General features: G+C 52.6%; 23 protein-coding genes. 13 read left to right on the forward strand and 10 right to left on the reverse strand.

The window, feature by feature from the left end; translation table 11 throughout:
• Positions 1-157: 157 nt before the first annotated feature.
• From glmU to phoU, 11 genes are all read left to right on the forward strand, one after another.
• Positions 158-1,528: a bifunctional UDP-N-acetylglucosamine diphosphorylase/glucosamine-1-phosphate N-acetyltransferase GlmU gene (gene glmU / locus AC1MKH_RS24730; protein ID WP_276222774.1), complete on the forward strand. Its 1,371-nt coding sequence runs from the start codon at positions 158-160 to the stop codon at positions 1,526-1,528.
• A gap of 221 nt (positions 1,529-1,749) precedes the next feature.
• Positions 1,750-3,579 (forward strand): glutamine--fructose-6-phosphate transaminase (isomerizing), encoded by a 1,830-nt coding sequence (glmS, locus tag AC1MKH_RS24735; RefSeq protein ID WP_276222776.1) that lies wholly within the window; start codon positions 1,750-1,752, stop codon positions 3,577-3,579.
• Between the two features lie 323 nt (positions 3,580-3,902).
• Positions 3,903-4,475 carry a chaperone-usher fimbrial major subunit gene (locus tag AC1MKH_RS24740; RefSeq protein ID WP_276222778.1) on the forward strand — a complete coding sequence of 191 codons (573 nt, stop codon included), beginning with the start codon at positions 3,903-3,905 and terminating at the stop codon, positions 4,473-4,475.
• A gap of 51 nt (positions 4,476-4,526) precedes the next feature.
• Positions 4,527-5,267, forward strand: a complete 741-nt coding sequence (locus tag AC1MKH_RS24745) for a fimbrial chaperone (protein ID WP_276222780.1) — start codon at positions 4,527-4,529, stop codon at positions 5,265-5,267.
• A gap of 23 nt (positions 5,268-5,290) precedes the next feature.
• Positions 5,291-7,810, forward strand: a complete 2,520-nt coding sequence (locus tag AC1MKH_RS24750) for a fimbria/pilus outer membrane usher protein (protein ID WP_276222781.1) — start codon at positions 5,291-5,293, stop codon at positions 7,808-7,810.
• Positions 7,811-7,823: 13 nt separating this feature from the next.
• Positions 7,824-8,906 (forward strand): fimbrial protein, encoded by a 1,083-nt coding sequence (locus tag AC1MKH_RS24755; RefSeq protein WP_276222784.1) that lies wholly within the window; start codon positions 7,824-7,826, stop codon positions 8,904-8,906.
• Between the two features lie 209 nt (positions 8,907-9,115).
• Complete coding sequence (gene pstS / locus AC1MKH_RS24760) at positions 9,116-10,156, forward strand: phosphate ABC transporter substrate-binding protein PstS (protein ID WP_015966602.1); 1,041 nt, start codon at positions 9,116-9,118, stop codon at positions 10,154-10,156.
• A 127-nt stretch (positions 10,157-10,283) separates the two neighbouring features.
• Positions 10,284-11,243 (forward strand): phosphate ABC transporter permease PstC, encoded by a 960-nt coding sequence (gene pstC, locus AC1MKH_RS24765; protein ID WP_015966603.1) that lies wholly within the window; start codon positions 10,284-10,286, stop codon positions 11,241-11,243.
• Positions 11,243-12,133: a phosphate ABC transporter permease PstA gene (gene pstA / locus AC1MKH_RS24770; RefSeq protein WP_276222788.1), complete on the forward strand. Its 891-nt coding sequence runs from the start codon at positions 11,243-11,245 to the stop codon at positions 12,131-12,133. Before pstC ends, pstA begins: the two co-directional genes overlap by 1 nt.
• 46 nt (positions 12,134-12,179) lie before the next feature.
• Positions 12,180-12,953 (forward strand): phosphate ABC transporter ATP-binding protein PstB, encoded by a 774-nt coding sequence (gene pstB, locus AC1MKH_RS24775; protein WP_276222790.1) that lies wholly within the window; start codon positions 12,180-12,182, stop codon positions 12,951-12,953.
• 13 nt (positions 12,954-12,966) lie between these two features.
• Positions 12,967-13,692: a phosphate signaling complex protein PhoU gene (gene phoU / locus AC1MKH_RS24780; protein ID WP_015966606.1), complete on the forward strand. Its 726-nt coding sequence runs from the start codon at positions 12,967-12,969 to the stop codon at positions 13,690-13,692.
• A gap of 91 nt (positions 13,693-13,783) precedes the next feature.
• On the opposite strand, the gene yieH is transcribed toward phoU, so the two are convergent.
• On the reverse strand, positions 13,784-14,449 hold the full coding sequence (yieH, locus tag AC1MKH_RS24785) for a 6-phosphogluconate phosphatase (protein WP_276222794.1): 666 nt from the start codon (positions 14,447-14,449) through the stop codon (positions 13,784-13,786).
• Positions 14,450-14,617: 168 nt separating this feature from the next.
• Here yieH and adeP point away from each other — a divergent pair, with 168 nt between their 5' ends.
• Entirely contained in the window at positions 14,618-15,955 is a 1,338-nt protein-coding gene (gene adeP / locus AC1MKH_RS24790) for an adenine permease AdeP (RefSeq protein ID WP_276222890.1), read from the forward strand.
• 92 nt (positions 15,956-16,047) lie between these two features.
• On the opposite strand, the gene AC1MKH_RS24795 is transcribed toward adeP, so the two are convergent.
• The 4 genes from AC1MKH_RS24795 to AC1MKH_RS24810 all read right to left on the reverse strand — a co-directional run bounded on the left by AC1MKH_RS24795 (position 16,048) and on the right by AC1MKH_RS24810 (position 19,685).
• Positions 16,048-16,614, reverse strand: coding sequence for an NADPH-dependent FMN reductase (locus AC1MKH_RS24795; RefSeq protein ID WP_276222796.1), 567 nt, complete (start codon positions 16,612-16,614; stop codon positions 16,048-16,050).
• Between the two features lie 38 nt (positions 16,615-16,652).
• Positions 16,653-17,402, reverse strand: a complete 750-nt coding sequence (locus AC1MKH_RS24800) for a 4'-phosphopantetheinyl transferase family protein (protein WP_276222798.1) — start codon at positions 17,400-17,402, stop codon at positions 16,653-16,655.
• 170 nt (positions 17,403-17,572) lie between these two features.
• Positions 17,573-18,532 carry an HTH-type transcriptional regulator YidZ gene (gene yidZ, locus AC1MKH_RS24805; RefSeq protein ID WP_276222800.1) on the reverse strand — a complete coding sequence of 320 codons (960 nt, stop codon included), beginning with the start codon at positions 18,530-18,532 and terminating at the stop codon, positions 17,573-17,575.
• The gene (locus AC1MKH_RS24810) at positions 18,501-19,685 is read right to left on the reverse strand and encodes an MFS transporter (RefSeq protein ID WP_276222802.1); all 1,185 of its coding nucleotides are present in this window, start codon (positions 19,683-19,685) and stop codon (positions 18,501-18,503) included. Before AC1MKH_RS24810 ends, yidZ begins: the two co-directional genes overlap by 32 nt.
• Before the next feature lie 99 nt (positions 19,686-19,784).
• On the opposite strand from AC1MKH_RS24810, the gene AC1MKH_RS24815 reads away from it, so the two are divergent.
• Positions 19,785-19,919: a hypothetical protein gene (locus AC1MKH_RS24815; protein WP_276222803.1), complete on the forward strand. Its 135-nt coding sequence runs from the start codon at positions 19,785-19,787 to the stop codon at positions 19,917-19,919.
• A gap of 10 nt (positions 19,920-19,929) precedes the next feature.
• Here the strand turns inward: AC1MKH_RS24815 and mnmE are convergent, their stop codons facing one another.
• From mnmE to rpmH, 5 genes are all read right to left on the reverse strand, one after another.
• Positions 19,930-21,294: a tRNA uridine-5-carboxymethylaminomethyl(34) synthesis GTPase MnmE gene (gene mnmE, locus AC1MKH_RS24820; RefSeq protein WP_276222805.1), complete on the reverse strand. Its 1,365-nt coding sequence runs from the start codon at positions 21,292-21,294 to the stop codon at positions 19,930-19,932.
• A 104-nt stretch (positions 21,295-21,398) separates the two neighbouring features.
• Entirely contained in the window at positions 21,399-23,042 is a 1,644-nt protein-coding gene (gene yidC, locus AC1MKH_RS24825) for a membrane protein insertase YidC (RefSeq protein WP_276222807.1), read from the reverse strand.
• Between the two features lie 2 nt (positions 23,043-23,044).
• Positions 23,045-23,302, reverse strand: coding sequence for a membrane protein insertion efficiency factor YidD (gene yidD, locus AC1MKH_RS24830; protein WP_276222809.1), 258 nt, complete (start codon positions 23,300-23,302; stop codon positions 23,045-23,047).
• Positions 23,266-23,625, reverse strand: a complete 360-nt coding sequence (gene rnpA, locus AC1MKH_RS24835; protein ID WP_014072458.1) for a ribonuclease P protein component — start codon at positions 23,623-23,625, stop codon at positions 23,266-23,268. Before rnpA ends, yidD begins: the two co-directional genes overlap by 37 nt.
• Positions 23,626-23,641: 16 nt before the next feature.
• The gene (rpmH, locus tag AC1MKH_RS24840) at positions 23,642-23,782 is read right to left on the reverse strand and encodes a 50S ribosomal protein L34 (protein WP_000831330.1); all 141 of its coding nucleotides are present in this window, start codon (positions 23,780-23,782) and stop codon (positions 23,642-23,644) included.
• Between the last annotated feature and the right edge of the window lie 794 nt (positions 23,783-24,576).

Here is a 24,576-nt window from a genome sequence, read left to right on the forward strand (position 1 = left end):
ACAAAACGTTTTATGATGGTCGAAAATGGGCTCAGAAAGGCGTGTAACAACAGACGGTTGACCGTTTTAACAGCAGACCATTTCATGATGAAAAATATGTAGAAATTTCAAGGTGAAATGGGGTTTACTTCTTACTTAATTTACAGACAGGATGCATATGTCTAACAGTACAATGAGCGTCGTGATCCTTGCCGCTGGCAAAGGCACCCGCATGTATTCCGAACTTCCAAAAGTGCTGCACACCCTGGCAGGAAAGCCAATGGTGCAACACGTCATTGATGCTGCCAATAAATTAGGCGCAGCGCAGGTCCATCTGGTATATGGCCACGGCGGCGAACTGCTCAAAAAGACGCTGACAGACGGCAATCTGAACTGGGTGCTTCAGGCTGAACAGCTGGGTACGGGCCATGCCATGCAGCAGGCCGCGCCGTTCTTTGCCGATGATGAAGACATCATGATGCTGTATGGCGATGTACCGCTGATTTCCATTGAGACGCTGCAACGCCTGCGCGATGCGAAACCGCAGGGCGGCATTGGCCTGCTGACCGTCAAGCTCGACGATCCTACCGGCTATGGCCGCATCACCCGCGAAAATGGCAAGGTGACCGGCATCGTTGAGCATAAAGACGCCAGCGATGAACAGCGTCAGATTCAGGAAATTAACACCGGCATTTTGATTGCCAGCGGTGCGGATATGAAGCGCTGGTTGTCGAAGCTGAACAATAACAATGCGCAGGGTGAGTTCTATATCACCGACATCATCGCGATGGCGTATCAGGAAGGGCGTGAAATTGCCGCCGTACATCCTGACCGCCTGAGCGAAGTAGAGGGCGTCAACAACCGTCTGCAACTCTCTCGCCTGGAACGCGTTTACCAGTCTGAGCAGGCCGAAAAGCTGCTGCTGGCTGGCGTAATGCTGCGCGACCCGGCGCGTTTTGATCTCCGTGGCACCCTGGTTCACGGGCGCGATGTGGAAATTGACGCTAACGTTATTCTGGAAGGCGACGTTACGCTGGGCAACCGCGTCAAAATTGGCGCGGGCTGCGTGATTAAAAACGCGGTGATTGGCGATGATTGCGAAATCAGCCCCTACAGCGTGGTGGAAGACGCGCGTCTTGACGCCGCCTGCACCATCGGCCCGTTCGCTCGTCTGCGTCCTGGCGCGGAACTCATGGAAGGCGCGCACGTCGGCAACTTCGTTGAAATGAAAAAAGCGCGTCTGGGTAAAGGCTCGAAAGCCGGTCATCTGACTTACCTGGGCGATGCAGAAATTGGCGACAACGTGAATATCGGCGCAGGCACCATCACCTGTAACTACGATGGTGCGAATAAATTCAAAACCATCATTGGGAATGATGTTTTTGTGGGTTCTGACACGCAGCTGGTGGCGCCGGTTACCGTCGGCAATGGCGTGACCATCGCCGCTGGCACCACCGTAACGCGCAATGTTGCTGATAACGAACTGGTTTTAAGCCGTGTACCGCAGGTCCATAAACAGGGCTGGCAGCGTCCGGTGAAGAAGAAGTAAGTTTCGTGGCGGGCTTGCCCGCCCAACAAATTTGTAGGCCTGATAAGGCGAAGCCGCCATCAGGCAGACAGGGGATGAGGAGATAACATAATCTCCCGCCCGAAATGCAGTACTCAAAATAATAACCCCACTCTCTACAAAGGCTCGGGGCGCCCGAAAATACGGGCATACAGGTTGACCGACAACGACTGGCATATCGCCAAAATCGGAATTAAAAAACTATGTGTGGAATTGTAGGCGCAGTCGCGCAACGTGATGTAGCTGAGATCCTTCTCGAAGGTTTACGTCGTCTGGAATACCGTGGTTATGACTCCGCGGGTCTGGCGGTCGTTGATGAAAAGGGCAATATGACCCGTCTGCGTCGTCTGGGTAAAGTCCAGATGCTCTCTCAGGCGGCGGAAGAACACCCGCTTCACGGCGGCACCGGTATTGCTCACACCCGTTGGGCAACGCACGGCGAACCATCAGAAACCAACGCACATCCTCATGTTTCTGAACACATTGTGGTGGTGCATAACGGCATCATCGAAAACCACGAACCGCTGCGCGAAATGTTGCAGGGCCGTGGCTATACCTTCGTGTCCGAAACGGATACCGAAGTGATCGCGCACCTGGTGCACTGGGAAATGGAACAGGGCGGCACCCTGCGTGAAGCCGTACTGCGCGCCATCCCACAGCTGCGTGGCGCGTACGGTACCGTGATTATGGATACCCGCAACCCGGAAACCCTGCTGGCCGCGCGTTCGGGTAGCCCGCTGGTTATCGGCCTCGGCATGGGTGAAAACTTTATCGCCTCTGACCAGCTGGCGCTGCTGCCGGTGACGCGTCGCTTTATCTTCCTCGAAGAGGGCGATATCGCGGAAGTGACCCGCCGCGCGGTAACCGTGTTTGATAAATCTGGCGCAGAAGTAAAACGTCAGGATATCGAATCCAATCTCCAGTATGACGCCGGCGATAAAGGTATTTACCGCCACTACATGCAGAAAGAGATTTACGAGCAGCCTAACGCCATCAAAAACACCCTGACTGGCCGCATCAGCCACGGGCAGGTTGATTTAAGCGAACTGGGTCCGAACGCCGACGAACTGCTGGCGAAAGTGGAGCACATTCAGATTATCGCGTGTGGTACCTCCTACAACTCCGGGATGGTTTCTCGCTACTGGTTTGAATCGCTGGCGGGCGTACCGTGCGACGTGGAAATCGCTTCTGAATTCCGCTATCGCAAATCCGCAGTGCGTCGCAACAGCCTGATGATCACCCTGTCGCAGTCTGGTGAAACGGCAGATACCCTCGCGGGCCTGCGTCTGTCGAAAGAGCTGGGTTACCTGGGGTCTCTGGCTATTTGTAACGTACCGGGCTCTTCGCTGGTCCGTGAATCCGACCTGTCGATGATGACCAATGCCGGTACTGAAATCGGTGTAGCGTCTACCAAAGCCTTCACCACGCAGTTGACCGTTCTGCTGATGCTGGTGGCGAAACTGGCAAGCCTGAAAGGTCTGGATGCGTCCATCGAGCACGATATCGTTCATGGCCTGCAAGCACTGCCGAGCCGTATTGAGCAGATGCTGTCGCAGGACAAACGCATTGAAGCGCTGGCAGAAGATTTCTCTGACAAGCATCACGCATTGTTCCTCGGTCGTGGCGATCAGTACCCGATCGCCCTGGAAGGCGCGCTGAAGCTAAAAGAGATCTCCTACATTCACGCGGAAGCCTACGCTGCAGGCGAGCTGAAACACGGCCCGCTGGCGCTGATTGACGCGGATATGCCGGTTATCGTGGTTGCACCGAACAACGAACTGCTGGAAAAACTGAAATCCAACATTGAAGAAGTTCGCGCACGCGGTGGCCAGCTTTATGTCTTCGCCGACCAGGATGCCGCTTTCACCAACAGCGACAACATGCACATCATCGAGATGCCGCACGTTGAAGAGGTGATTGCGCCAATCTTCTACACCGTGCCGCTGCAACTGCTGGCGTACCACGTCGCGCTGATCAAAGGCACTGACGTTGACCAGCCGCGTAACCTGGCGAAATCGGTTACAGTGGAGTAATTTTTACAGTCTTGAAAAAGGGTCACCAGGCGGTGACCCTTTTTATTTCAGCTATTGATATATATAACTTATTTGGTTTTTTTATAAATAAAATATTTGTATGGATGTATTCTGAAAAATACTCTTTTTAATTAAACTTGTTTGATATTTTTGTTTTTAAGGCGTAATAGAAATAAATATATATACAGTTATCTTTGGATTATTTAATATTATTATTTGAGATTTCTATTTTCATTGGTGTAGTATGTCCATGAATTACACGGTTATTTATTAATTTGACCGATGATTCAGGTTTATGGATATATAATATCAATGGAGTTTCTATGAAACGTAATATTATTGGCGGTGCATTCACGCTGGCATCTTTAATGATGGCCGGGCATGCTCTCGCTGAAGATGGTGTTGTGCACTTTGTTGGCGAGATTGTAGACAGCACCTGTGAAGTGACTTCCGATACCGCAGATCAAACCGTCCCCCTTGGTAAAGTCAATAAAACAGCATTTTCGGGTGTTGGTAGCGTTGCATCACCACAAGAGTTCAGTATCAAACTGATTAATTGCCCGGCAACCTATACTAAAGCGGCTGTACGTTTTGATGGTACAGAAGCACCGGGAGGCGATGGCGACCTTAAAGTAGGGACACCTATAACCGCGGCTGCTCCGGGGGATTACACCGGTACAGGCCCGGCTATTGTGGCTGAAGGTGTGGGTATTCGTATCTTTAACCGCGCAAGTAATAGCCAGGTCAAGCTCTACAGCGACTCTGATTACACTCCTATTGATGCCGCCGGTACCGCTGAAATGAAATTTATTGCGCGATATATCGCCACCAGTGCAAACGTGACACCGGGTACGGCAAACGCCGATTCGCAATTCACGATTGAATACCAGAAATAATAATAAAAGGGCCTTTTTATTCAGTTGGCTTATTTAAGCCTGGGAGTCGTTATGTCCAAAAGAACTTGTTTAATCAGGCTCTTTATTAAGACCAAGGTGAACATATTAAGTGTTCTGCTAATAACGGTGGTGGCGGCTTACTGTTTGTTAACGCCTGCGTTAACGTATGCCGGAATTGTGATTGGTGGAACTCGACTTATTTATCTAAGCGATAAATCAGATGAGACGATATCAATTTACAGCAAAGAAGAGAAAACCCCTTACCTCATCCAGGCGTGGGTCGACCCGTTTAATACAGACGATAAAAATAAAGCGCCGTTTACCGTTATTCCACCAGTATCTCGATTAGAGCCCGCACAAGAAAAGATACTGCGTGTTTTACATACACAAGGGATGTCACTACCGGACGACCGTGAATCTGTCTTCTGGCTGAATATCAAAAACATCCCACCAGCTGCTAACAATAAGCAGGCGAATACGCTGGAAATTGCTATCAAAACACGCATCAAACTGTTCTGGCGCCCCGCGAGTATTCGCATGATTCCTGAAGGTGCAGCACCACTGGTTAAGTGGCGGCGTGAAGGACGAAATCTGATAGTCGAGAATCCAAACCCGATTCATATCAGTGTGATGGATGTAAAAATTGGTGGGCAAGATGTTCCTCTGAACATGATCCGTCCCTTTGAAACGCTCACACTGCCATTACCGACAAATGCATCAGGTAACAAAATGACCTGGCGTTTTATCAATGATTACGGCGCGATAAGTAAGCCAATCGAACAGACGCTGTAATTATTCATAAGGACATGAATACTATGGTTGCGACCAGAGTTTTACTCAGCCTGACTGCGGGGTCATGTTTGGTTTTTTCCCCAACATTCCTGGCTCAGGGGAGCACGTTTAACCCTGCGCTATTGGAAATTGATCATCCATCGGGTGTTGATATTAGCCAGTTTAACCGGGCAAATATGATCCCTCCGGGTGTGTATAACGTTGATATTTACATCAACGACAAAATGTTTGAGCGGCAGGATGTGACCTTTGTTCAGGATAATCCAGATGCTGAACTTCATCCCTGTTTTGTCGGTGTAACGAAAGTACTTAGCGAATTCGGCGTAAAGGTGAAGGCGCTAAAAACGCTCAATGGTGTGGATGAAAATACATGTCTGGATCCTAAAACGTTAGTTGACGGTTCCTCGTGGCTGCTGGATAGCGAAAAGTTACGTTTAAATATCACCATCCCACAGATCTACATAGACGCACAGGCATATGACTATATTAGCCCCTCGCGTTGGGATGAGGGGATTAATGCGCTCTCGGTCAATTATGATTATTCAGGTTCTCATACCTTACGGTCGGATTATAACTCGGAAGAAACCAACAGTAACTATCTCAACTTACGTAACGGGCTCAATATTGGGCCGTGGCGGTTGCGTAACTACAGCACCTTAAGTACAGAGAACGGGAAGGCTGATTACCAGTCCATCAGTACCTGGCTGCAGCGCGATATTGCTGCATTAAGAAGCCAAATCATGGTGGGCGATACCTGGACGGCAAGTGATATTTTCGACAGTACGCAAATCCGTGGCGTTCGCTTATATACCGATAACGACATGCTACCTTCAAGCCAGAACGGCTTTGCACCTGTCGTTCGCGGTATCGCGAAAACAAATGCTACCGTTATTATCAAGCAGAACGGATATGTGATTTATCAATCAGCCGTACCGCAAGGAGCGTTTGAAATCACTGATCTAAATACCACCAACTCGGGTGGCGATCTGGATGTCACCATTAAAGAAGAAGATGGCAGTGAACAGCGATTTGTTCAGCCTTATGCTTCACTTGCCATTCTTAAGCGTGAAGGGCAAACCGATGTTGATGTTAGTTTGGGTGAAATGCGTGATGAGTCCGGGTTTACGCCTGATGTTCTTCAGGCGCAGATCCTTCACGGCTTTTCTCATGGCGTTACGCTTTATGGCGGTGTACAGGCTGCCGAAGATTATGGTTCCGTCGCCTTAGGGATTGGTAAAGATTTGGGAGCGTTGGGGGCAATATCCTTTGATGTGACTCACGCCCGATCGAATTTTGATCATGAAGATAGTGAATCCGGGCAATCTTACCGCTTTCTCTATTCCAAACGGTTTGATGATACTGATACCAGCTTACGGTTAGTGGGATACCGATATTCAACCGAAGGCTATTACTCGCTTAATGAATGGGCATCCAGGCGTAATAACGCTGACGATTTTTGGGAAACCGGGAACCGTCGTAGTCGTATTGAAGGCACGTTAACACAATCGTTGGGCAAAGATTTTGGCAACTTCTACCTGACACTCAGCCGCCAACAATACTGGCATACGGATGATGTCGAGCGATTAGTACAATTTGGCTACAGCAGTAGCTGGCACAATCTCTCCTGGAATGTGTCGTGGAGTTATTCAAATACTGCCCGTCAGGGAACTGACGATAACCACGCTAGTGATAACACCAGCGAGCAGATTTACATGCTGTCCTTATCCATTCCTTTATCAGGCTGGTTAGGAAATAGCTACGCCACCTACTCAGTTTCACAAAATGATAATTCTGGCAGCTCACACCAGCTTGGGCTTAGTGGTACAGCCTTAGAAAGAAATAATCTTTCGTGGAATCTGATGCAGTCCTATAACAGCAACGATGATGCCGTTGGCGGAAATATGGCACTCACCTATGACGGAACATACGGTACGGTGAATGGTGGCTATAACTATAGCCAAAATTCGCAGCGCCTTAACTACGGTATTAAAGGGGGCATTCTGGCACACAGTGAAGGGATCACTTTTAGTCAGGAGTTGGGTGAAACTATTGCTCTGGTGAACGCGCCCGGTGCAGCTGGTTTGGAAATAGATAATATGCGTGGAGCCGCAACTGACTGGCGAGGCTATACCGTTAAGACACAACTTAACCCTTACGATGAAAACCGTATCGCTATCGATAACGACTATTTTTCTAAAGAAAATATCGAACTTGAAAATACGGTTGTTAATTTAGTCCCAACACGTGGTGCAGTGGTAAAAGCAACATTTGTGACGCATGTAGGATATCGCGTGCTATTCAACGCAATTCAAACCAATGGGCAACCGGCCCCCTTTGGCGCAATCGCTACTGTAAAAATAGACTCAGCTACGGTGACAGGTATTGTTGGTGAAAACGGTGAACTGTATCTGGCCGGATTACCCGAACAAGGGCGTGTTCAATTATCCTGGGGGGACGGGCAAGCTAAACAGTGTGTAGCTTCATATCGGATAACCAAACAGCCCGTAAATGGATTAGTGCAGATGCCTGTCACCTGCCAGTAAGAGGCGTGAAAATATGAATATTTTGAATTATATAAGTGGGTTGGCGCTATTTTTTTCATGGCTACCACTTGGATATGCGGCAAATGATGGCACATGTGCAACAAGAGGTGGTACGCACACATTAAGTCTTAATTTTCCCCTGACAACAGTAAGCTCACAAAATAATGTGCCAGGGAAAACCTTAATGGATATTGCCAATGCGACTTCAGCAGAAAGCTACAGTGTTTTATGTAACTGCGATTTGGCACACAGCAACGGTGCTTACCACGAAATATTTTATACGGCCGATCCTGCTCCCGGTATGGTTTATGACCAGACTATTAGTGGCCTCTCTTTTTACAATCTTAATCAATATGTCAACGTAGGAAGTAAAATATCAGTCCTGAATGCCGGCTATAATGGCGTGCCTTTTGAGCATGTGTCTAACAAAACCACGACAACAAACCATACTTGCGGAGGCAGTAAAACGACCGCTGTTGGTGTCAATCTAACAACAGGTACTAATGCGCGAGTCTCATTTAATATTAAGCGTTCAATAAATGGGACAGTCGTTATCCCGATGACGGATATAGCCCTTCTATATGCAAATATATCCAGCACAACAACACGTGGTGAGCCGATAGCAAAGGTGCGTATTTCTGGAAGCCTTACCGCGCCACAATCCTGTCAGATAAATGCAGGGCAGGTGGTTAATTTTGATTTTAATACGATCCCTGCTTCTGCCTTTTCGTCTACCGTTGGCCAGGCCATAACATCCCGAAAAATAACAAAAACGGTGAATATTGAGTGTACCGGGATGGGGGACGCAAGTACGCAGGGCCTGGACGTCTCGTTTACGGGAACGAACCGTAGTAGTGATGACACGATGGTGGCGACAGACAATACCGATGTTGGGATTAAAGTTTACAATAAATCTAACGTTGAGATTAGCACCAATAACGGAAAATTGCCTGCGGATATGGAGAGCACATCGGTTTCAGGGCATAAAAATGGTTCGGTTACCTTTTCCGCCGCTCCTGCGAGTCTGACGGGCGCTCGGCCGCAACCCGGTGTTTTTAATGCTACAGCAACGTTAACGATTGAATTTATCAACTAAGCTTTTGCGGCTGTTTTATGGCAGCCGTTCACATTATAAAATATGCCCTTAAAAGTTGAGAAAAAATCCTCTTTAATATCAATGGATAACACGCTTCATTTCCTTGTCATAAAACTGTCATATTCCATACATATAACTGTCACCTGTTTGTCCTATTTTGCTCATCGTAGCCATTAAACAATGCTTTATGAATCCTCCCAGGAGACATTATGAAAGTTATGCGTACCACCGTCGCAACTGTTGTCGCCGCGACCTTATCGATGAGTGCTTTCTCTGCGTTTGCTGCAGCAAGCCTGACAGGTGCTGGTGCAACATTCCCGGCGCCGGTGTATGCCAAATGGGCTGACACCTATCAGAAAGAGACCGGTAATAAGGTTAACTACCAGGGTATTGGTTCTTCTGGCGGCGTAAAACAAATTACCGCTAACACCGTGGATTTCGGCGCATCTGATGCCCCGCTGTCTGACGAAAAACTGGCGCAGGAAGGCCTGTTCCAGTTCCCGACCGTTATCGGCGGTGTGGTTCTGGCTGTAAACATTCCGGGTCTGAAATCCGGCGAACTGGTGCTGGATGGCAAAACCCTGGGTGACATCTACCTGGGTAAAATCAAGAAGTGGGATGATGAAGCCATCACCAAACTGAACCCAGGTGTGAAACTGCCTTCGCAGAATATCGCCGTCGTGCGTCGTGCGGATGGTTCCGGTACCTCCTTCGTCTTCACCAGCTACCTGGCGAAAGTGAACGAAGAGTGGAAATCCAAAGTTGGCGCAGGCTCTACCGTGAACTGGCCGACTGGCCTGGGCGGTAAAGGCAACGACGGTATCGCGGCGTTCGTACAGCGTCTGCCGGGTGCGATTGGTTATGTCGAGTACGCTTATGCGAAACAGAATAACCTGGCCTATACCAAAATTGTTTCTGCCGACGGTAAGCCGGTAAGCCCGACCGAAGAGAGCTTCTCTAACGCCGCAAAAGGCGTCGACTGGAGCAAATCTTTCGCTCAGGACCTGACAAACCAGAAAGGTGACGATGTGTGGCCGATTACCTCCACCACCTTCATCCTGGTGCACAAAGAGCAGAAGAAACCTGAGCAGGGTGTAGAAGTGCTGAAGTTCTTCGACTGGGCTTACAAAAACGGCGCGAAACAGGCTAACGACCTGGATTACGCTTCACTGCCGGACAGCGTGGTTGAGCAGGTTCGTGCCGCATGGAAGACCAGCGTGAAAGACAGCAGCGGTAAAGCGCTGTACTAACGGGAAATATTGACGAAAATGGCGGGTGGCGCTGCGCTTACCCGCCCTACGGTTCACACTGTAGGCCCGATAAGTGCTTGCGCCATCGGGCAACTTCGTAAAACGCGTTTAACGGAAAGAGTGATTTATGGCTGCAACCAAGCCTGCTTTTAACCCACCGGGTAAAAAGGGTGACATGATCTTCAGCGCGCTGGTAAAACTGGCTGCGCTGATTGTGCTATTGATGTTGGGCGGCATTATTGTGTCCCTGATCATCTCCTCCTGGCCGAGCATCGAAAAATTCGGCTTCTCATTCCTGTGGACCAAAGAGTGGGATGCGCCGAACGATATTTACGGTGCGCTGGTTCCCATCTACGGCACCCTCGTCACCTCGATTATCGCGCTGCTGATCGCCGTTCCGGTGAGTTTCGGCATCGCGCTGTTCCTGACGGAACTGGCTCCCAACTGGCTGCGTCGCCCGTTGGGTATCGCTATTGAACTGCTGGCGGCTATCCCGAGTATCGTTTACGGCATGTGGGGCCTGTTTATCTTTGCCCCGCTGTTTGCGACCTATTTCCAGGAGCCGGTTGGCAACGTTCTCTCCAACATCCCGTTTGTTGGCGCGCTGTTCTCCGGCCCGGCCTTTGGTATCGGGATTCTGGCGGCTGGCGTGATCCTCGCCATCATGATTATCCCGTACATCGCGGCGGTCATGCGCGATGTGTTCGAACAAACGCCGGTAATGATGAAAGAGTCGGCCTACGGTATCGGCTGCACTACCTGGGAAGTTATCTGGCGCATCGTCCTTCCGTTCACCAAAAATGGCGTGATTGGCGGTGTGATGCTGGGCCTCGGTCGTGCGCTGGGGGAAACCATGGCGGTGACCTTTATCATCGGTAACACCTACCAGCTCGACAGCGCCTCGCTGTACATGCCGGGTAACAGTATTACCTCGGCGCTGGCGAATGAATTTGCGGAAGCGGAGTCCGGCCTGCATGTCGCGGCACTGATGGAACTGGGGCTGATCCTGTTTGTGATTACCTTTATCGTGCTGGCAGCGTCTAAATTTATGGTGATGCGTCTGGCGAAAAACGAGGGGGCGCGTTAATGGCTACGCTCGAAATGCAAAACACGGCTGCCCTGGCGGAATCTCGCCGCAAAATGCAGGCGCGTCGCCGTCTGAAGAACCGTATCGCGCTGACGCTTTCGATGGCGACGATGGCATTCGGCCTGTTCTGGCTGGTGTGGATCCTGATGTCCACCGTAACCCGTGGTATCGATGGGATGTCGCTGGCGCTGTTCACTGAAATGACGCCGCCGCCGAATACAGCAGGTGGTGGTCTGGCGAATGCCCTGGCAGGCAGTGGTTTGCTGATCCTGTGGGCGACGGTATTTGGTACGCCGCTCGGCATTATGGCGGGGATCTACCTGGCGGAATATGGCCGTAAATCCTGGCTGGCGGAAGTGATTCGTTTTATTAACGACATCCTGCTTTCCGCACCGTCGATTGTCGTGGGGCTGTTCGTCTATACCATCGTGGTGGCGCAGATGCAGCACTTCTCCGGCTGGGCCGGGGTGATTGCGCTGGCGCTGTTGCAGGTGCCAATCGTTATTCGTACCACCGAAAACATGCTGAAACTGGTACCCGATAGCCTGCGAGAAGCGGCTTATGCGCTGGGTACGCCGAAGTGGAAGATGATCTCCGCTATCACGCTGAAGGCGTCTGTTTCGGGGATCATGACCGGTATCCTGCTGGCGATTGCCCGTATTGCGGGCGAAACCGCACCGCTGCTGTTTACCGCACTCTCGAACCAGTTCTGGAGTACGGACATGATGCAGCCGATCGCCAACCTTCCGGTCACCATATTTAAATTTGCGATGAGCCCGTTTGCCGAGTGGCAGCAACTGGCCTGGGCCGGGGTACTGATTATTACCCTGTGCGTACTGCTACTGAATATTCTGGCGCGCGTTGTTTTCGCGAAGCAGAAACACGGTTAATTTTTGCGGCGTGGCGGATGCCGCGTCGGATGAGGAAAAGAGTGAAATGAGTATGGTCAATACAACCCCGGGTAAAATTCAGGTTCGTGATTTGAACTTCTACTACGGTAAATTCCATGCCCTGAAGAACATCAACCTGGATATCGCCAAAAACCAGGTGACGGCGTTTATCGGGCCGTCCGGCTGCGGTAAATCCACGCTGTTGCGTACCTTCAACAAAATGTTCGCGCTCTATCCGGATCAGCGTGCGGAAGGGGAAATTCTGCTCGATGGCGACAACATCCTGACCAACACCCAGGATATCGCCCTGCTGCGTGCGAAAGTGGGCATGGTGTTTCAGAAACCGACGCCGTTCCCGATGTCGATTTATGACAACATCGCCTTTGGTGTGCGTCTGTTTGAAAAGCTCTCGCGCACCGATATGGATGAGCGTGTGCAGTGGGCGTTGACCAAGGCCGCATTATGGAACGAAACCAAAGATAAACTGCATCAGAGCGGGTACTCTCTCTCCGGTGGTCAGCAACAGCGTCTGTGCATCGCGCGCGGTATCGCTATTCGCCCGGAAGTGCTGTTGCTTGATGAACCGTGCTCCGCGCTTGACCCTATCTCCACCGGGCGTATCGAAGAACTGATCACCGAACTGAAGCAGGATTACACCGTGGTAATTGTTACGCACAACATGCAGCAGGCTGCGCGTTGCTCGGATCACACGGCGTTTATGTACCTGGGCGAGCTGATTGAGTTCAGCGACACGGATGCACTGTTCACCCGCCCGGCGAAGAAACAGACTGAAGATTACATTACTGGCCGCTACGGTTGATTTGGAGTTAACCATGGACAACCTCAATCTTAATAAACACATTTCCGGCCAGTTCAACGCCGAGCTGGAAAGCATCCGCACCCAGGTGATGACCATGGGCGGCATGGTCGAGCAGCAGCTCTCCGACGCGATTACCGCGATGCACAACCAGGACAGCGATCTGGCCAAACGCGTGGTGGAAGGCGACAAACAGGTCAACATGATGGAAGTCGCTATCGACGAAGCGTGCGTGCGCATTATCGCCAAACGCCAGCCGACGGCGAGCGACCTGCGCCTGGTGATGGCGATTATCAAAACCATCGCCGAGCTGGAACGTATTGGCGACGTTGCCGATAAAATCTGTCGCACGGCGCTGGAGAAGTTTTCTTCTCAGCACCAGCCGCTGCTGGTGAGTCTGGAATCGCTGGGCCGCCACACGGTGCAGATGCTGCATGACGTGCTGGACGCGTTTGCGCGTATGGATCTTGACGAAGCGGTGCGTATCTATCGCGAAGATAAGAAAGTCGATCAGGAATATGAAGGCATCGTGCGTCAGTTGATGACCTACATGATGGAAGATCCGCGCACTATCCCGAGCGTGTTAACGGCGCTGTTCTGCGCGCGCTCTATCGAGCGTATCGGTGACCGCTGCCAGAATATCTGCGAATACATCTTCTACTTCGTGAAAGGACAGGATTTCCGTCACGTGGGCGGCGATGAGCTGGATAAGCTGCTGGCGGGAAAAGATCCGAAAGAGTAATCGGCTGCGGTAAAATGCCCGGTGGCGCTGCGCTTACCGGGCCAACCCAACGTATGTAGGCCGGATAAGCGTTAACGCCATCCGGCTTTGTTTAGCGTGTAATATCCCACCCGCGCGCTTTCCACAGCGCAGGCAATTGCGCCAAATCGGTAAACGTCGTCACCTTCGGATGATCAATCGGCTTGTTATGCGGGTCGGCGCAGAAGTAGAACACCTCCATTCCCGCATCAATTCCCGACTGCGCGCCAGCGGAAGAGTCATCCACCAGAATGCAGTTCTCAACGTTGACGTTCATCGCCTTCGCCGCGTGGAACATCAGCGCCGGGTCCGGCTTCCAGCGCTGGATGTCGTAGCCGCTGAACAGTTTTTCCGGGAAATGGTGCAACATCTGAAGCTTGCCCAATGAGTGCTGCATTTTGCTGACCGGGCCGTTAGAGACCACGCACATCGGCACTTTCATGGCATTCAGCAGCGTATCTGCCCCGGCGATAATCTCAAGTTCCGAGTCGAACAGGCGTGCGACCTCAGCGCGATAAACCGGTTCCAGATCCGCGCGGGCGAGATTAACCCCGTGCTCTGCGTTAATGATGTCGATGATCTCGTAGAGTTTCACGCCTTTAAAGCGTTTAAAGATCTCTTCCAGATCAAGCGTAATGCCAAATTCTTTGAACATATGGACATACGCGCGAGAACAAATCACTTCGCTGTCGACCAGCGTGCCGTCACAGTCGAAAAATACTGCTTCAATCCCGGACATATCATTCCCTTAATAACTAGTTTAACGTTTTCGTACTGCTGAATTGAGAGACGCAATCGTTGCCGTATAAGCAAAACAGATGAAAAAAAGTATCTCGCAACCGCGCCTATTGTCGCATTTTGGTATAGGATAGCGACGAATTTTCCTTCCTTTCTGCGGAAATAGATGATGAGCCAACAACAAACTACCCAGGCTTCCGGTCAGGGTATGCTGGAACGCGTGTTCAAACTGCGCGAACACGGCACAACGGCACGTACTGAAGTGATTGCCGGTTTCACCACTTTCCTGACGATGGTCTACATCGTTTTTGTAAACCCACAAATTCTTGGCGTGGCGGGCATGGACACCAGCGCGGTGTTTGTCACCACCTGCCTGATTGCTGCGCTGGGCAGCATCCTGATGGGCGTGTTCGCGAACCTGCCGGTGGCACTGGCGCCCGCGATGGGCCTGAACGCCTTCTTCGCCTTTGTCGTGGTACAGGCGATGGGCCTGCCGTGGCAGGTTGGCATGGGCGCAATCTTCTGGGGCGCAATCGGCCTGCTGTTGCTGACTATCTTCCGCGTGCGTTACTGGATGATTGCCAATATCCCGGTAAGCCTGCGCGTGGGCATCACCAGCGGTATTGGCCTGTTCATCGGTATGATGGGCCTGAAAAACGCGGGTGTCATCGTGGCGAACTCCGAAACGCTGGTGGCGATTGGCAACCTGACCTCTCACAGCGTCCTGCTGGGTGTGCTGGGCTTCTTCATTATCGCCATTCTGGCCTCGCGTAACATTCATGCTGCCGTACTGGTCTCCATCGTGGTTACCACGCTGCTGGGCTGGATGCTGGGCGACGTGCATTACAACGGTATCGTTTCTGCGCCACCAAGCGTCATGACGGTTGTGGGTCATGTTGACCTGGCTGGGTCATTCAACCTGGGCCTGGCGGGCGTGATTTTCTCCTTCATGCTGGTGAACCTGTTCGACTCCTCCGGTACGCTGATTGGCGTGACCGATAAAGCAGGCCTGACCGACGAAAAAGGCAAATTCCCGCGCATGAAACAAGCGCTGTATGTGGATAGCGTCTCGTCCGTCGCCGGTTCCTTTATTGGCACCTCGTCCGTAACCGCGTACATCGAATCCTCTTCCGGTGTGTCCGTCGGTGGCCGTACCGGCCTGACAGCGGTCGTTGTGGGTATGTTATTCCTGCTGGTTATCTTCCTGTCTCCGCTGGCTGGAATGGTTCCGGGCTATGCGGCTGCGGGTGCGCTGATTTACGTTGGCGTGCTGATGACCTCAAGCCTCGCGCGCGTGAAATGGGAAGACCTGACCGAATCCGTACCGGCGTTCATTACCGCCGTGATGATGCCGTTTAGCTTCTCGATTACTGAAGGTATTGCGCTGGGTTTCATCTCTTACTGCGTGATGAAAATCGGTACCGGCCGTTTCCGCGACCTCAGCCCGTGCGTGATTATCGTTGCGCTGCTGTTTGTGCTGAAGATTGTGTTTATTGACGGGCATTAATGCCCTCACCCTAACCCTCTCCCACAGGGAGAGGGGATGGTATGGTGTTCTCCCTCTCCCTGTGGGAGAGGGCCGGGGTGAGGGGAAATTTTTTACGCCTTAACCCGCGAAATATACTCGCCAAACGCGGTCAACTGACCGGTCAGATGATCCAGCGTACCCTGCTCAATGACTTCACCCAACTGCGGGTCAACCTTGTTCTGAATCACGCCGCCCATAAATTCCGGCTTGTTCATCACCATTGCATCGAGGAAGACCAGAATCTGACGCAGGTGATACTGGCAGCGTGCGCCGCCAATCGCGCCCATAGAGCTGGTCTGAATCAGCACCGGCTTACCGGCCAGCGGCTGTTCCGGCAGGCGTGACAGCCAGTCGATGGCGTTTTTCAGGCCACCCGGCACCGAGTAGTTATATTCCGGCGTCACAATCACCACGCCATCTGCCTGACGAATCTGCTCCGCCAGCGCTAATACGCTTTGCGGAAAACCGTCTTCCTGCTGAACGTCGGCGTCATACAGCGGGATATCGCCAATCGACGGCAGCGGAGCAACGTCCATACCCGCAGGCGCAATTTTCGGCAGGGTGCGCGCAACCATACCGTTAAATGAACCTTTGCGCAGGCTTCCCAGTAACGTAACAACTTTCAACGCTTCGGACATGATTACTCCTGTTTATCTACTGGCCTACAACGGCCAGGCTAATTGAGTATAAGAGCCTTATCAGCCGACAGGCTGGTGAATCGCATCAGACGGGCATCTTCGGCATTCGCGCGCGTTTGTGCGTCGGGCAGGCTCTGCCAGCCGTGCTTACCGTCATATTGCCAGATTTTGAGCTTCTCGATGGCGGGCGTCGCGGCGAGCGACCAGACCAGCACATCCTCCGCATCGCTCAGCGCTTCCAGCTGCGCCAGGCTTGCCGAACGTAAGCGCCCAGAACCGGGTAACAGCTGAAGCAGTTCGGGCTTATCTTTATGGATTTCACCGGTGAGTTTCAGAATGCTGTGGCGCAGGGTCAGCAACTGAACCTGTGCTTCATTCGCGTCATTTTGATTTTTAATCCACAGCTTCTCATTGCCGGTGAAGCAGTCACTTTCCGGGTTCTGGGCACGGGAAAGCGAGTAGGCAGAACGCTGTAGTTCAATATCGAGCCCGCATTTTCCTTCGGTGGTCAGGGCGACACCGACAATGTTTCCGGCGTAGGCCAGCGAAAAATCGGGAAGGTTGGGGTCACGAAAAACCGGCCTGCCATCAGGCTGATTGATGATTTCTGGTAGTTCGCTGATGCCGTAGAGCATGAACACCAGTTCGGCGAGCAAGGCGCGTGACGCCAGAAATCGTGTTCGTCGATGTGATGGTAATTCGCGGGCCGCATTATGACAGGCTGTTGATAGCCTGACCGAGAGCATATGCCCGTCGTTCAGTATCCCTCTTGCAAAATGTATCGCCATTTTTCGCTCCGTGATTAATGGTCCGTTAATAAATTTCACCCTTATATTATCGGTGAAACGTATACGTTTTAATGCGGAAGCGCAGACTTTGAAAGGGGCAGGACAGGACTTTTACAATTCCTTAGCCGTAACAGTTAAAGATCTCGCAAAAATGACATAAATAAGCAGGATCATTTAATGTTCCGGTATAACGATTTGATGGTCTCCTTGAGCCAGACGATTTTGGGATTGTGGCTATTACGCTTGTGCCAGAGAAGCGTAAAAGGCACCATCAGCTTCTCACGTTGACTCTCATCAAAGGGCAGCGGGCGGGCAACCAGCGGTAGATGATGCTGCTGATTGTAGTGCTGACAGTAGAGCGGCGCGGTAGCGATCAGCGAATGATCCGGTTGGGCGGCCATAAACAGCGATTGCTCAAACCCCGCCAGGCTCAGGGCGATAGTGCGTTCGCGTCCCAGCTCCTGTAACACGTTGTCCAGCGCCCAGGTGTCACTCTGTTCCCAGCAGATGCTGATATGCGGATAACGCAGGAAGGTCTCCAGATTCCACTCTTCGCGCAGCGCCGGATGATCCTCGCGCAGCCAGACCCAGGGAAGATCGGTAAACAGCACCTCGAAGTCGATCGACAGCGGCAGGGCGCTAAGCAGTTCTCGTGAGCGCGGGTGGGTTTCGCGACCGGTAAATCCGATATCGACCTCGCCACGCGTGATGGCATCCAGCGAGTCGTAATCCCAGTTACGCACTTTTATCGACGCCTGCGGGTAACGCTGATAAATCTGCTGCGACAGCGTATTAAATTTCAGCATCATCAGCGGCGATTCGGCCGCCAGCTCGAATTTCAGCCCTCCCGGCGTCTCGTTGTGCGGCTTATCGAGGATTTGCTTACCCATCTGCATCCAGTCCGCCAGGTCCTGCTCAATGCTCACCATTAGCGGCGTCGGCGTCAGCCCTAGTGGCGTATTGATAAACAGCGGATCATCAAACCAGGCGCGCAGCTTGGCCAAAGACTTACTGACCGCCGACGGCGTCACGCTCATCCGCTTCGCCGCTTTGGTCACGCTACGCTCCTGCGCCAGCAGTTGCAGGCATAACAGCAGGTTAAGATCGAGGCTGGTGATGGATTTCTTCATGGCGATGCGCGGTCCTGTTGGGCGTGACGGCGATAATCAGCAATAGACTCAGTATGCTACAGGCAATCAGAATCCCGATCAGCATATTCAGCGCATTGAGGCCGAGCACCGCCGCCAGCCAAATCCACAGTGATGAACCGCAGACCTGAGCAATTCCCAGTACCGAACTGGCGACGCCCGCACGCAGGGCGAACGGGCCGAGTGCCTGGCTCATTGCCACGCCAAAGCCGACCGAGAACCCTGCGCAAATCAGCGTAATGCCAAACAGCGTAACAGCATGGGTTGGCGCAAGGATGAGCACCACGCCCGCCGCCAGAAACAGGCACTGCGAGGCCATCATCAGCGTGCGCGGCTTGAAGATGCTCAGCGCAAACGGCGTTGAGAACGAGACTGCCATGCTTACACCCGCCGTTAACGCCATGGTGGTGGCATACTCGCCGCGCGCAAAGCCCATCATCTCCATCAACAGCACCGGTGACGTATTCACAAAGGTGAGGATCACCGAGACGCTAAGCGTGGTGATGGCCAGGCGGCTGAGGAAGAATCGGTCGAGCAGCGATTCGGGTGAGGGCGCAGAGTGGGCGGTGGCATTGTGTTGTTTATCGGGCCGCGTCTCTTTCAGCACCAGCAGTGAGAGCAGGAATACCACTACGCCCATGGTTAACATGGTCCAGAACAGGCTCTGCCAGGGATAGCTGAGCATAATCAGATGTCCCATCACGGGCGCCAGTACGGGCACAATACAGGTGATACCGTTCAGCAGCGACAGTACTTTTGCCCGTCGCTGGTCATCCAGCGTATCGCGCAGAATCGCAAAGGCGACGACGTAACAGTTCCCGGCACCGAATCCCTGCACGAAACGCCCCAGCAGAAACAGCGAGCTCTCCTGCGCCAGTGCGCATAGCGCGGAGGCCAGCACAAACACCACCGCGCCAAACAGCGCGACAGGCCGACGCCCTGAGCGATCGGCGACGCGTCCGGCAAACAGCATCGCGGTCGCCATTCCGGCCAGATAAACCGAGAAGGCAATATGCAGCTGCGCCTCGCTGGCGTTGAGATCGGCGGCAATACGCGGTAAACCCACCAGATACATATCGATACCAGCGGGATAAAGCAAAACAAGGGCGAAACTACACAGGAGATATCGGGCCATAGCGTCCTCACAATAAGCGTGGCGCTCAGGATACGGGGAGGGCGGATGGCTGGCGAGTTGCCATTTGGACAAGTGTGATTTCCTGTGGGGAAAACTCACATGGCAGGCAGTGGTGTTAAACGCCCGGTGGCGCTACGCTTACCGGGCCTACAGGGGTTGTGGCCGAAAACACGGCACGGCCCCGTAGGCCGGATAAGGCGCAGCCGCCATCCGGCGATGGGCGCGAAAGTCTGACAAAAAGACCTTACTTCCCGATACAAAAACTCGAGAAAATCCGCCCCAGCAAATCATCGGAGGTGAATTCCCCGGTTATCTCGCTCAGGGCTTGCTGTGCGAGGCGCAGTTCTTCAGCCAGCAGTTCACCCGCCCAGGCACCCAACAGCTGCGCCTTGCCCTGCTGAAGGTGCTCTGCGGCCTGTTCCAGCGCCTGCAAGTGGCGACGACGCGCCAGGAAGCCGCCTTCCATATTGGTTTCAAAGCCCATGCTCTGTTTGAGATGGTTGCGCAGCACTTCCACACCATCGCCGGTACGCGCGGAAAGACGAACCAGTGAGTGACCATTCACCTCGCTCAGTCCCTGCGGCTCGCCGGTTATATCCGCTTTGTTACGCACCACGGTTATCGGCAGATTTTCCGGCAGACGGGCGATAAAATCCGGCCAGATTGTTGCCGGATCAACGGCGTCGGTGGTGGTGCCATCAACCATAAACAGCACGCGGTCAGCTTGTTCGATTTCCTGCCAGGCGCGCTCGATACCGATGCGTTCCACTTCATCACTGGCTTCACGCAGGCCCGCCGTATCGATGATGTGCAGCGGCATGCCGTCGATATGAATATGTTCGCGCAGTACGTCGCGCGTGGTACCTGCGATATCGGTGACGATAGCGGCTTCGCGTCCTGCCAGCGCATTCAGCAGGCTCGATTTCCCGGCATTAGGGCGTCCAGCAATCACCACTTTCATCCCTTCACGCAGCAGGCTGCCCTGACGCGCTTCGGCGCGCACGGCGTAGAGATCGGTCATCACATTGTTGAGCTGCGCTTCGATTTTACCGTCGGAGAGAAAATCAATTTCTTCATCCGGGAAGTCGATGGCAGCTTCCACGTAGATGCGCAGGTGAGTGAGTGCTTCCACTAAGTGATTTACGCGAGCGGAAAATGCACCTTGCAACGAGTTCAGCGCGGAACGCGCCGCTTGTTCGGAGCTGGCGTCAATCAGATCGGCAATCGCTTCTGCCTGCGCTAAATCAAGCTTGTCGTTCAGGAATGCACGCTCGGAGAACTCGCCCGGCTTCGCGATACGCACGCCCGGGATCGTCAGAATACGTTTGAGCAGCAGGTCCAGAATCACCGGGCCGCCGTGTCCCTGAAGTTCCAGAACGTCTTCACCGGTAAAGGAGTTTGGGCCAGGGAACCACAGGGCGATGCCCTGATCCAGCGCGGTACCATCGACATCTTTGAATGGCAGATAGTCGGCGTAGCGAGGTTTTGGCAGTTTGCCCAGTACGGCTTCGGCCACCTCACGCGCCTTCAGGCCAGAGATGCGCAGAATGCCCACACCACCGCGTCCCGGTGGGGTAGCCTGGGCGATGATCGTGTCGTTTTGGCTCATGATATGTCTCGTCCAATACAAATAAAAAAAGGCGGTCATGAGACCGCCCTATCATTATTGTTCCGATTGCCGGGTGGCGCTACGCTTACCCGGCCAACACCGAATCAGGAGCTTTTCTTCTCGCGGCTATGCAAGCCACGTTTCTCCAGACCACGGTAAATCAGCTGCTGCTGAATAATGGTCACCAGGTTGCTGACGATATAGTACAGCACCAGACCTGACGGGAACCACAGGAAGAACACGGTGAAGATGACCGGCATAAAGGTCATGATCTTCTGCTGCATCGGGTCGGTTACGGTGGTCGGCGACATCTTCTGAATGAAGAACATCGTTACGCCCATCAGAATCGGCAGGATGTAGTACGGGTCTTGTGCGGACAAGTCGTGGATCCAGAGCGCGAACGGCGCATGGCGCAGTTCAACAGAGCCCATCAGCATGTAGTACAGCGCAAGGAAGATAGGCATCTGGATAACCAGCGGGAAACAACCGCCCAGCGGGTTAACCTTCTCTGCTTTGTACAGGGCCATCATTTCCTGGCTCTGACGCTGTTTGTCATCGCCCAGACGCTCACGCATTGCCGCAATTTTCGGCTGCAGCATACGCATCTTCGCCATGGAGGTGTACTGCGCTTTAGTCAGCGGGTACATGATGCCACGAACGATGAAGGTGATAACGATGATGGAGAAGCCCCAGTTACCCAGGAAGCTGTGGATCCATTTCAGCAGTTTGAACAGCGGCTGAGAGATGAACCACAACCAACCGTAATCAACGGTCAGATCCAGGTGCGGCGCAACGGCTGCCATTTTATCCTGAATTTCCGGGCCAACCCACAGGGTGCTGCCAAGCGTACCGGTTTGACCCGGTTGAACCAGCACTGGCTGAGATTTGTAGCCGATTGCTGCAACGCCGTTACCGAGGTTAGCGGTATAGAAGTTGTTGGAGCCATCGTTACGCGGAACCCATGCCGTCGCGAAATACTGTTGCAGCATCGCCACCCAACCGCCTTTGGAGCTGACGTTCAGGTTTTCGTTATCTGCAATGGTATCGAATTTGTATTTTTCATACTTCGCGTCAGGCGTGGAGTATGCAGCGCCGCGGAAGGTGTGCAGCGCAAAGTTGCTGCTGCCCGTATCGCGGTGAGTCGGCAGATTGATGGACTGCTTAAGCTGGCCAAAGGTGGACAACTCTAACGGTTTCTCGCTGCTGTTCTGCACGCTATAGCCCACGTTCACCGCATACTCGCCCTTTTTCAGGGTGAAGGTTTTGGTGAAGGTGTTGCCCGCTTTATCGGTATAGGTCATCGGGATAACCAGTTCGTTCTGACCATTGGCCATCACGAAAGTATCGCTGGTGACGTTATACAGCGGACGATCGCCATTTGCCGGGTTATCCGGGCCATCACGACCGGTCAGGCCGCTTTGTGCCTGATAGATAAACTGCGGCGTCGTTTCCAGTAACTGGAACGGCTCAGAAGATTTGAGTTCTTTCGGGTAAGCCAACAGGAGTGCCTGCTCAACATCACCACCACGGGTGTTGATGGTCAGCTCGAGCACATCGGTTTTCACCGTAATCAGTTTCCCCTGGCCACTGGCCGGTACGCCCTGGTCGGCGGCGCTACCCGCTGCGGTGGTCGTAGTCTGCGTGGTCTGCTGCTGAGGTTGAGGATTGTTATCCTGTTCCCAAGCCTGCCAGATCATGAAAGACACGAACAACAAAGCGATGATGAGAAGATTGCGTTGCGAATCCATCGTTAGTGTTCTCTGGTATCAAAAGGTCCGGGGGGGACGGGGTCGTCTCCACCTGGGTGTAAAGGGTGGCATTTTAATACGCGTTTCACTGTCAACCAACTGCCTTTTATCACTCCAAACCTGCGCAATGCCTCAATTCCGTATTGTGAACAGGTAGGAGTGAAACGGCAATGCGGCCCGAGTAGCGGACTAATCAGGCGTTGATAGACCCGAATGAGGGCTATCAGGAGCCGTGAGCCAGGCGACAATGGCGGCGCCATAATTTTTCCAACGCTTCCGAAAGAGCACGGTTATCGAGGTCTGCAACCCCCTTCTTCGCCACCACCACGAAATCCATAGACGGGAGTTCATGTTGACGTAAACGGAAGCTTTCACGCGTCAGACGTTTAATCCGGTTGCGTTCATGCGCACGTTTAACATTTTTCTTGGCGACTGTAAGACCGATACGGGGATGCCCCAGCGAATTTTGGCGGCCGAGGATGGTGATTTGCGGCGTGCCAGCCCGTTGTGGCTGCTGGAAGACGAATGTGAAATGAGTGGGAGTTAACAAACGTAACTCCCTGGGAAATGCTAGCTTAACCACTCAGGGGTTAGCTTTATTACTTGGAAACGGTCAGACGAGCGCGGCCTTTAGCACGACGACGTGCCAGAACCTGACGACCATTTTTAGTAGCCATACGAGCACGGAAGCCGTGAGAACGGTTGCGCTTCAGTACAGACGGTTGAAAAGTGCGTTTCATGGCGATTTCTACCTAAACTTGAATAAATTCAATGGCTTTATTGGATATCCGCCCGAAAATCGAACGATGGACACCGAAGCCATGGGTGATTAAAGAGGCCGGATTGTAATAATTGTACACTCCGGAGTCAATTCTCTTTCCTTATTTACCGCGCAATTTACCACGTTTTTTTGTAGCGATTAGCACGGAAAATGAGCAACATCTGACGCCTGTAGGCACGTAGCATGCGCTGGGTCGGGGATTATACGGCCTGACCATTAAAGCGCAAGGATCATCCAGGATCTTTGTTAGATCATTTAAGCAAAAATTTGTCGTTACTCATTAATTTTTCCAATATGCGGCGTAAATCCCCCCTCCTTCTCTTGCGGATCGTTTACACTTAGCCGATCTCGATCCTTCCTGTGGATAAATCGGGAAGAATCTGTGAGAAACAGAAGATCTCTGGCTCAGTTTAGGCTATGATCCGCGGTCCTGATCGGATCAACGGATCCTGAACCGGGAAAACACACTGAACGCTTCCGGTGTTTCTGGTTGCGGTACTGCCCACGGGCAGCCCGAGGTGTTTTGTGGAAAACCGCAAAGAGCGGTTCGCACGTCACCCTTGTGCATTGGGTCTTTTCGACGTGTGCCAATAATCACGAACTTTTTAATCTTATACACAGCACTATTCAGGCTGCATCTGCGGCTACTGAGTGAGTCCCCGACAGTTTATGTCAGGCAGGTTCATCAACAGCACCCTGACAGGGTCGCCTGAACGATGATGTGTATCGACTTTTTTTCGAGTGGAGTCCGCC

The sequence above is a fragment of the Pseudocitrobacter sp. CD920760 genome (assembly GCF_057782505.1).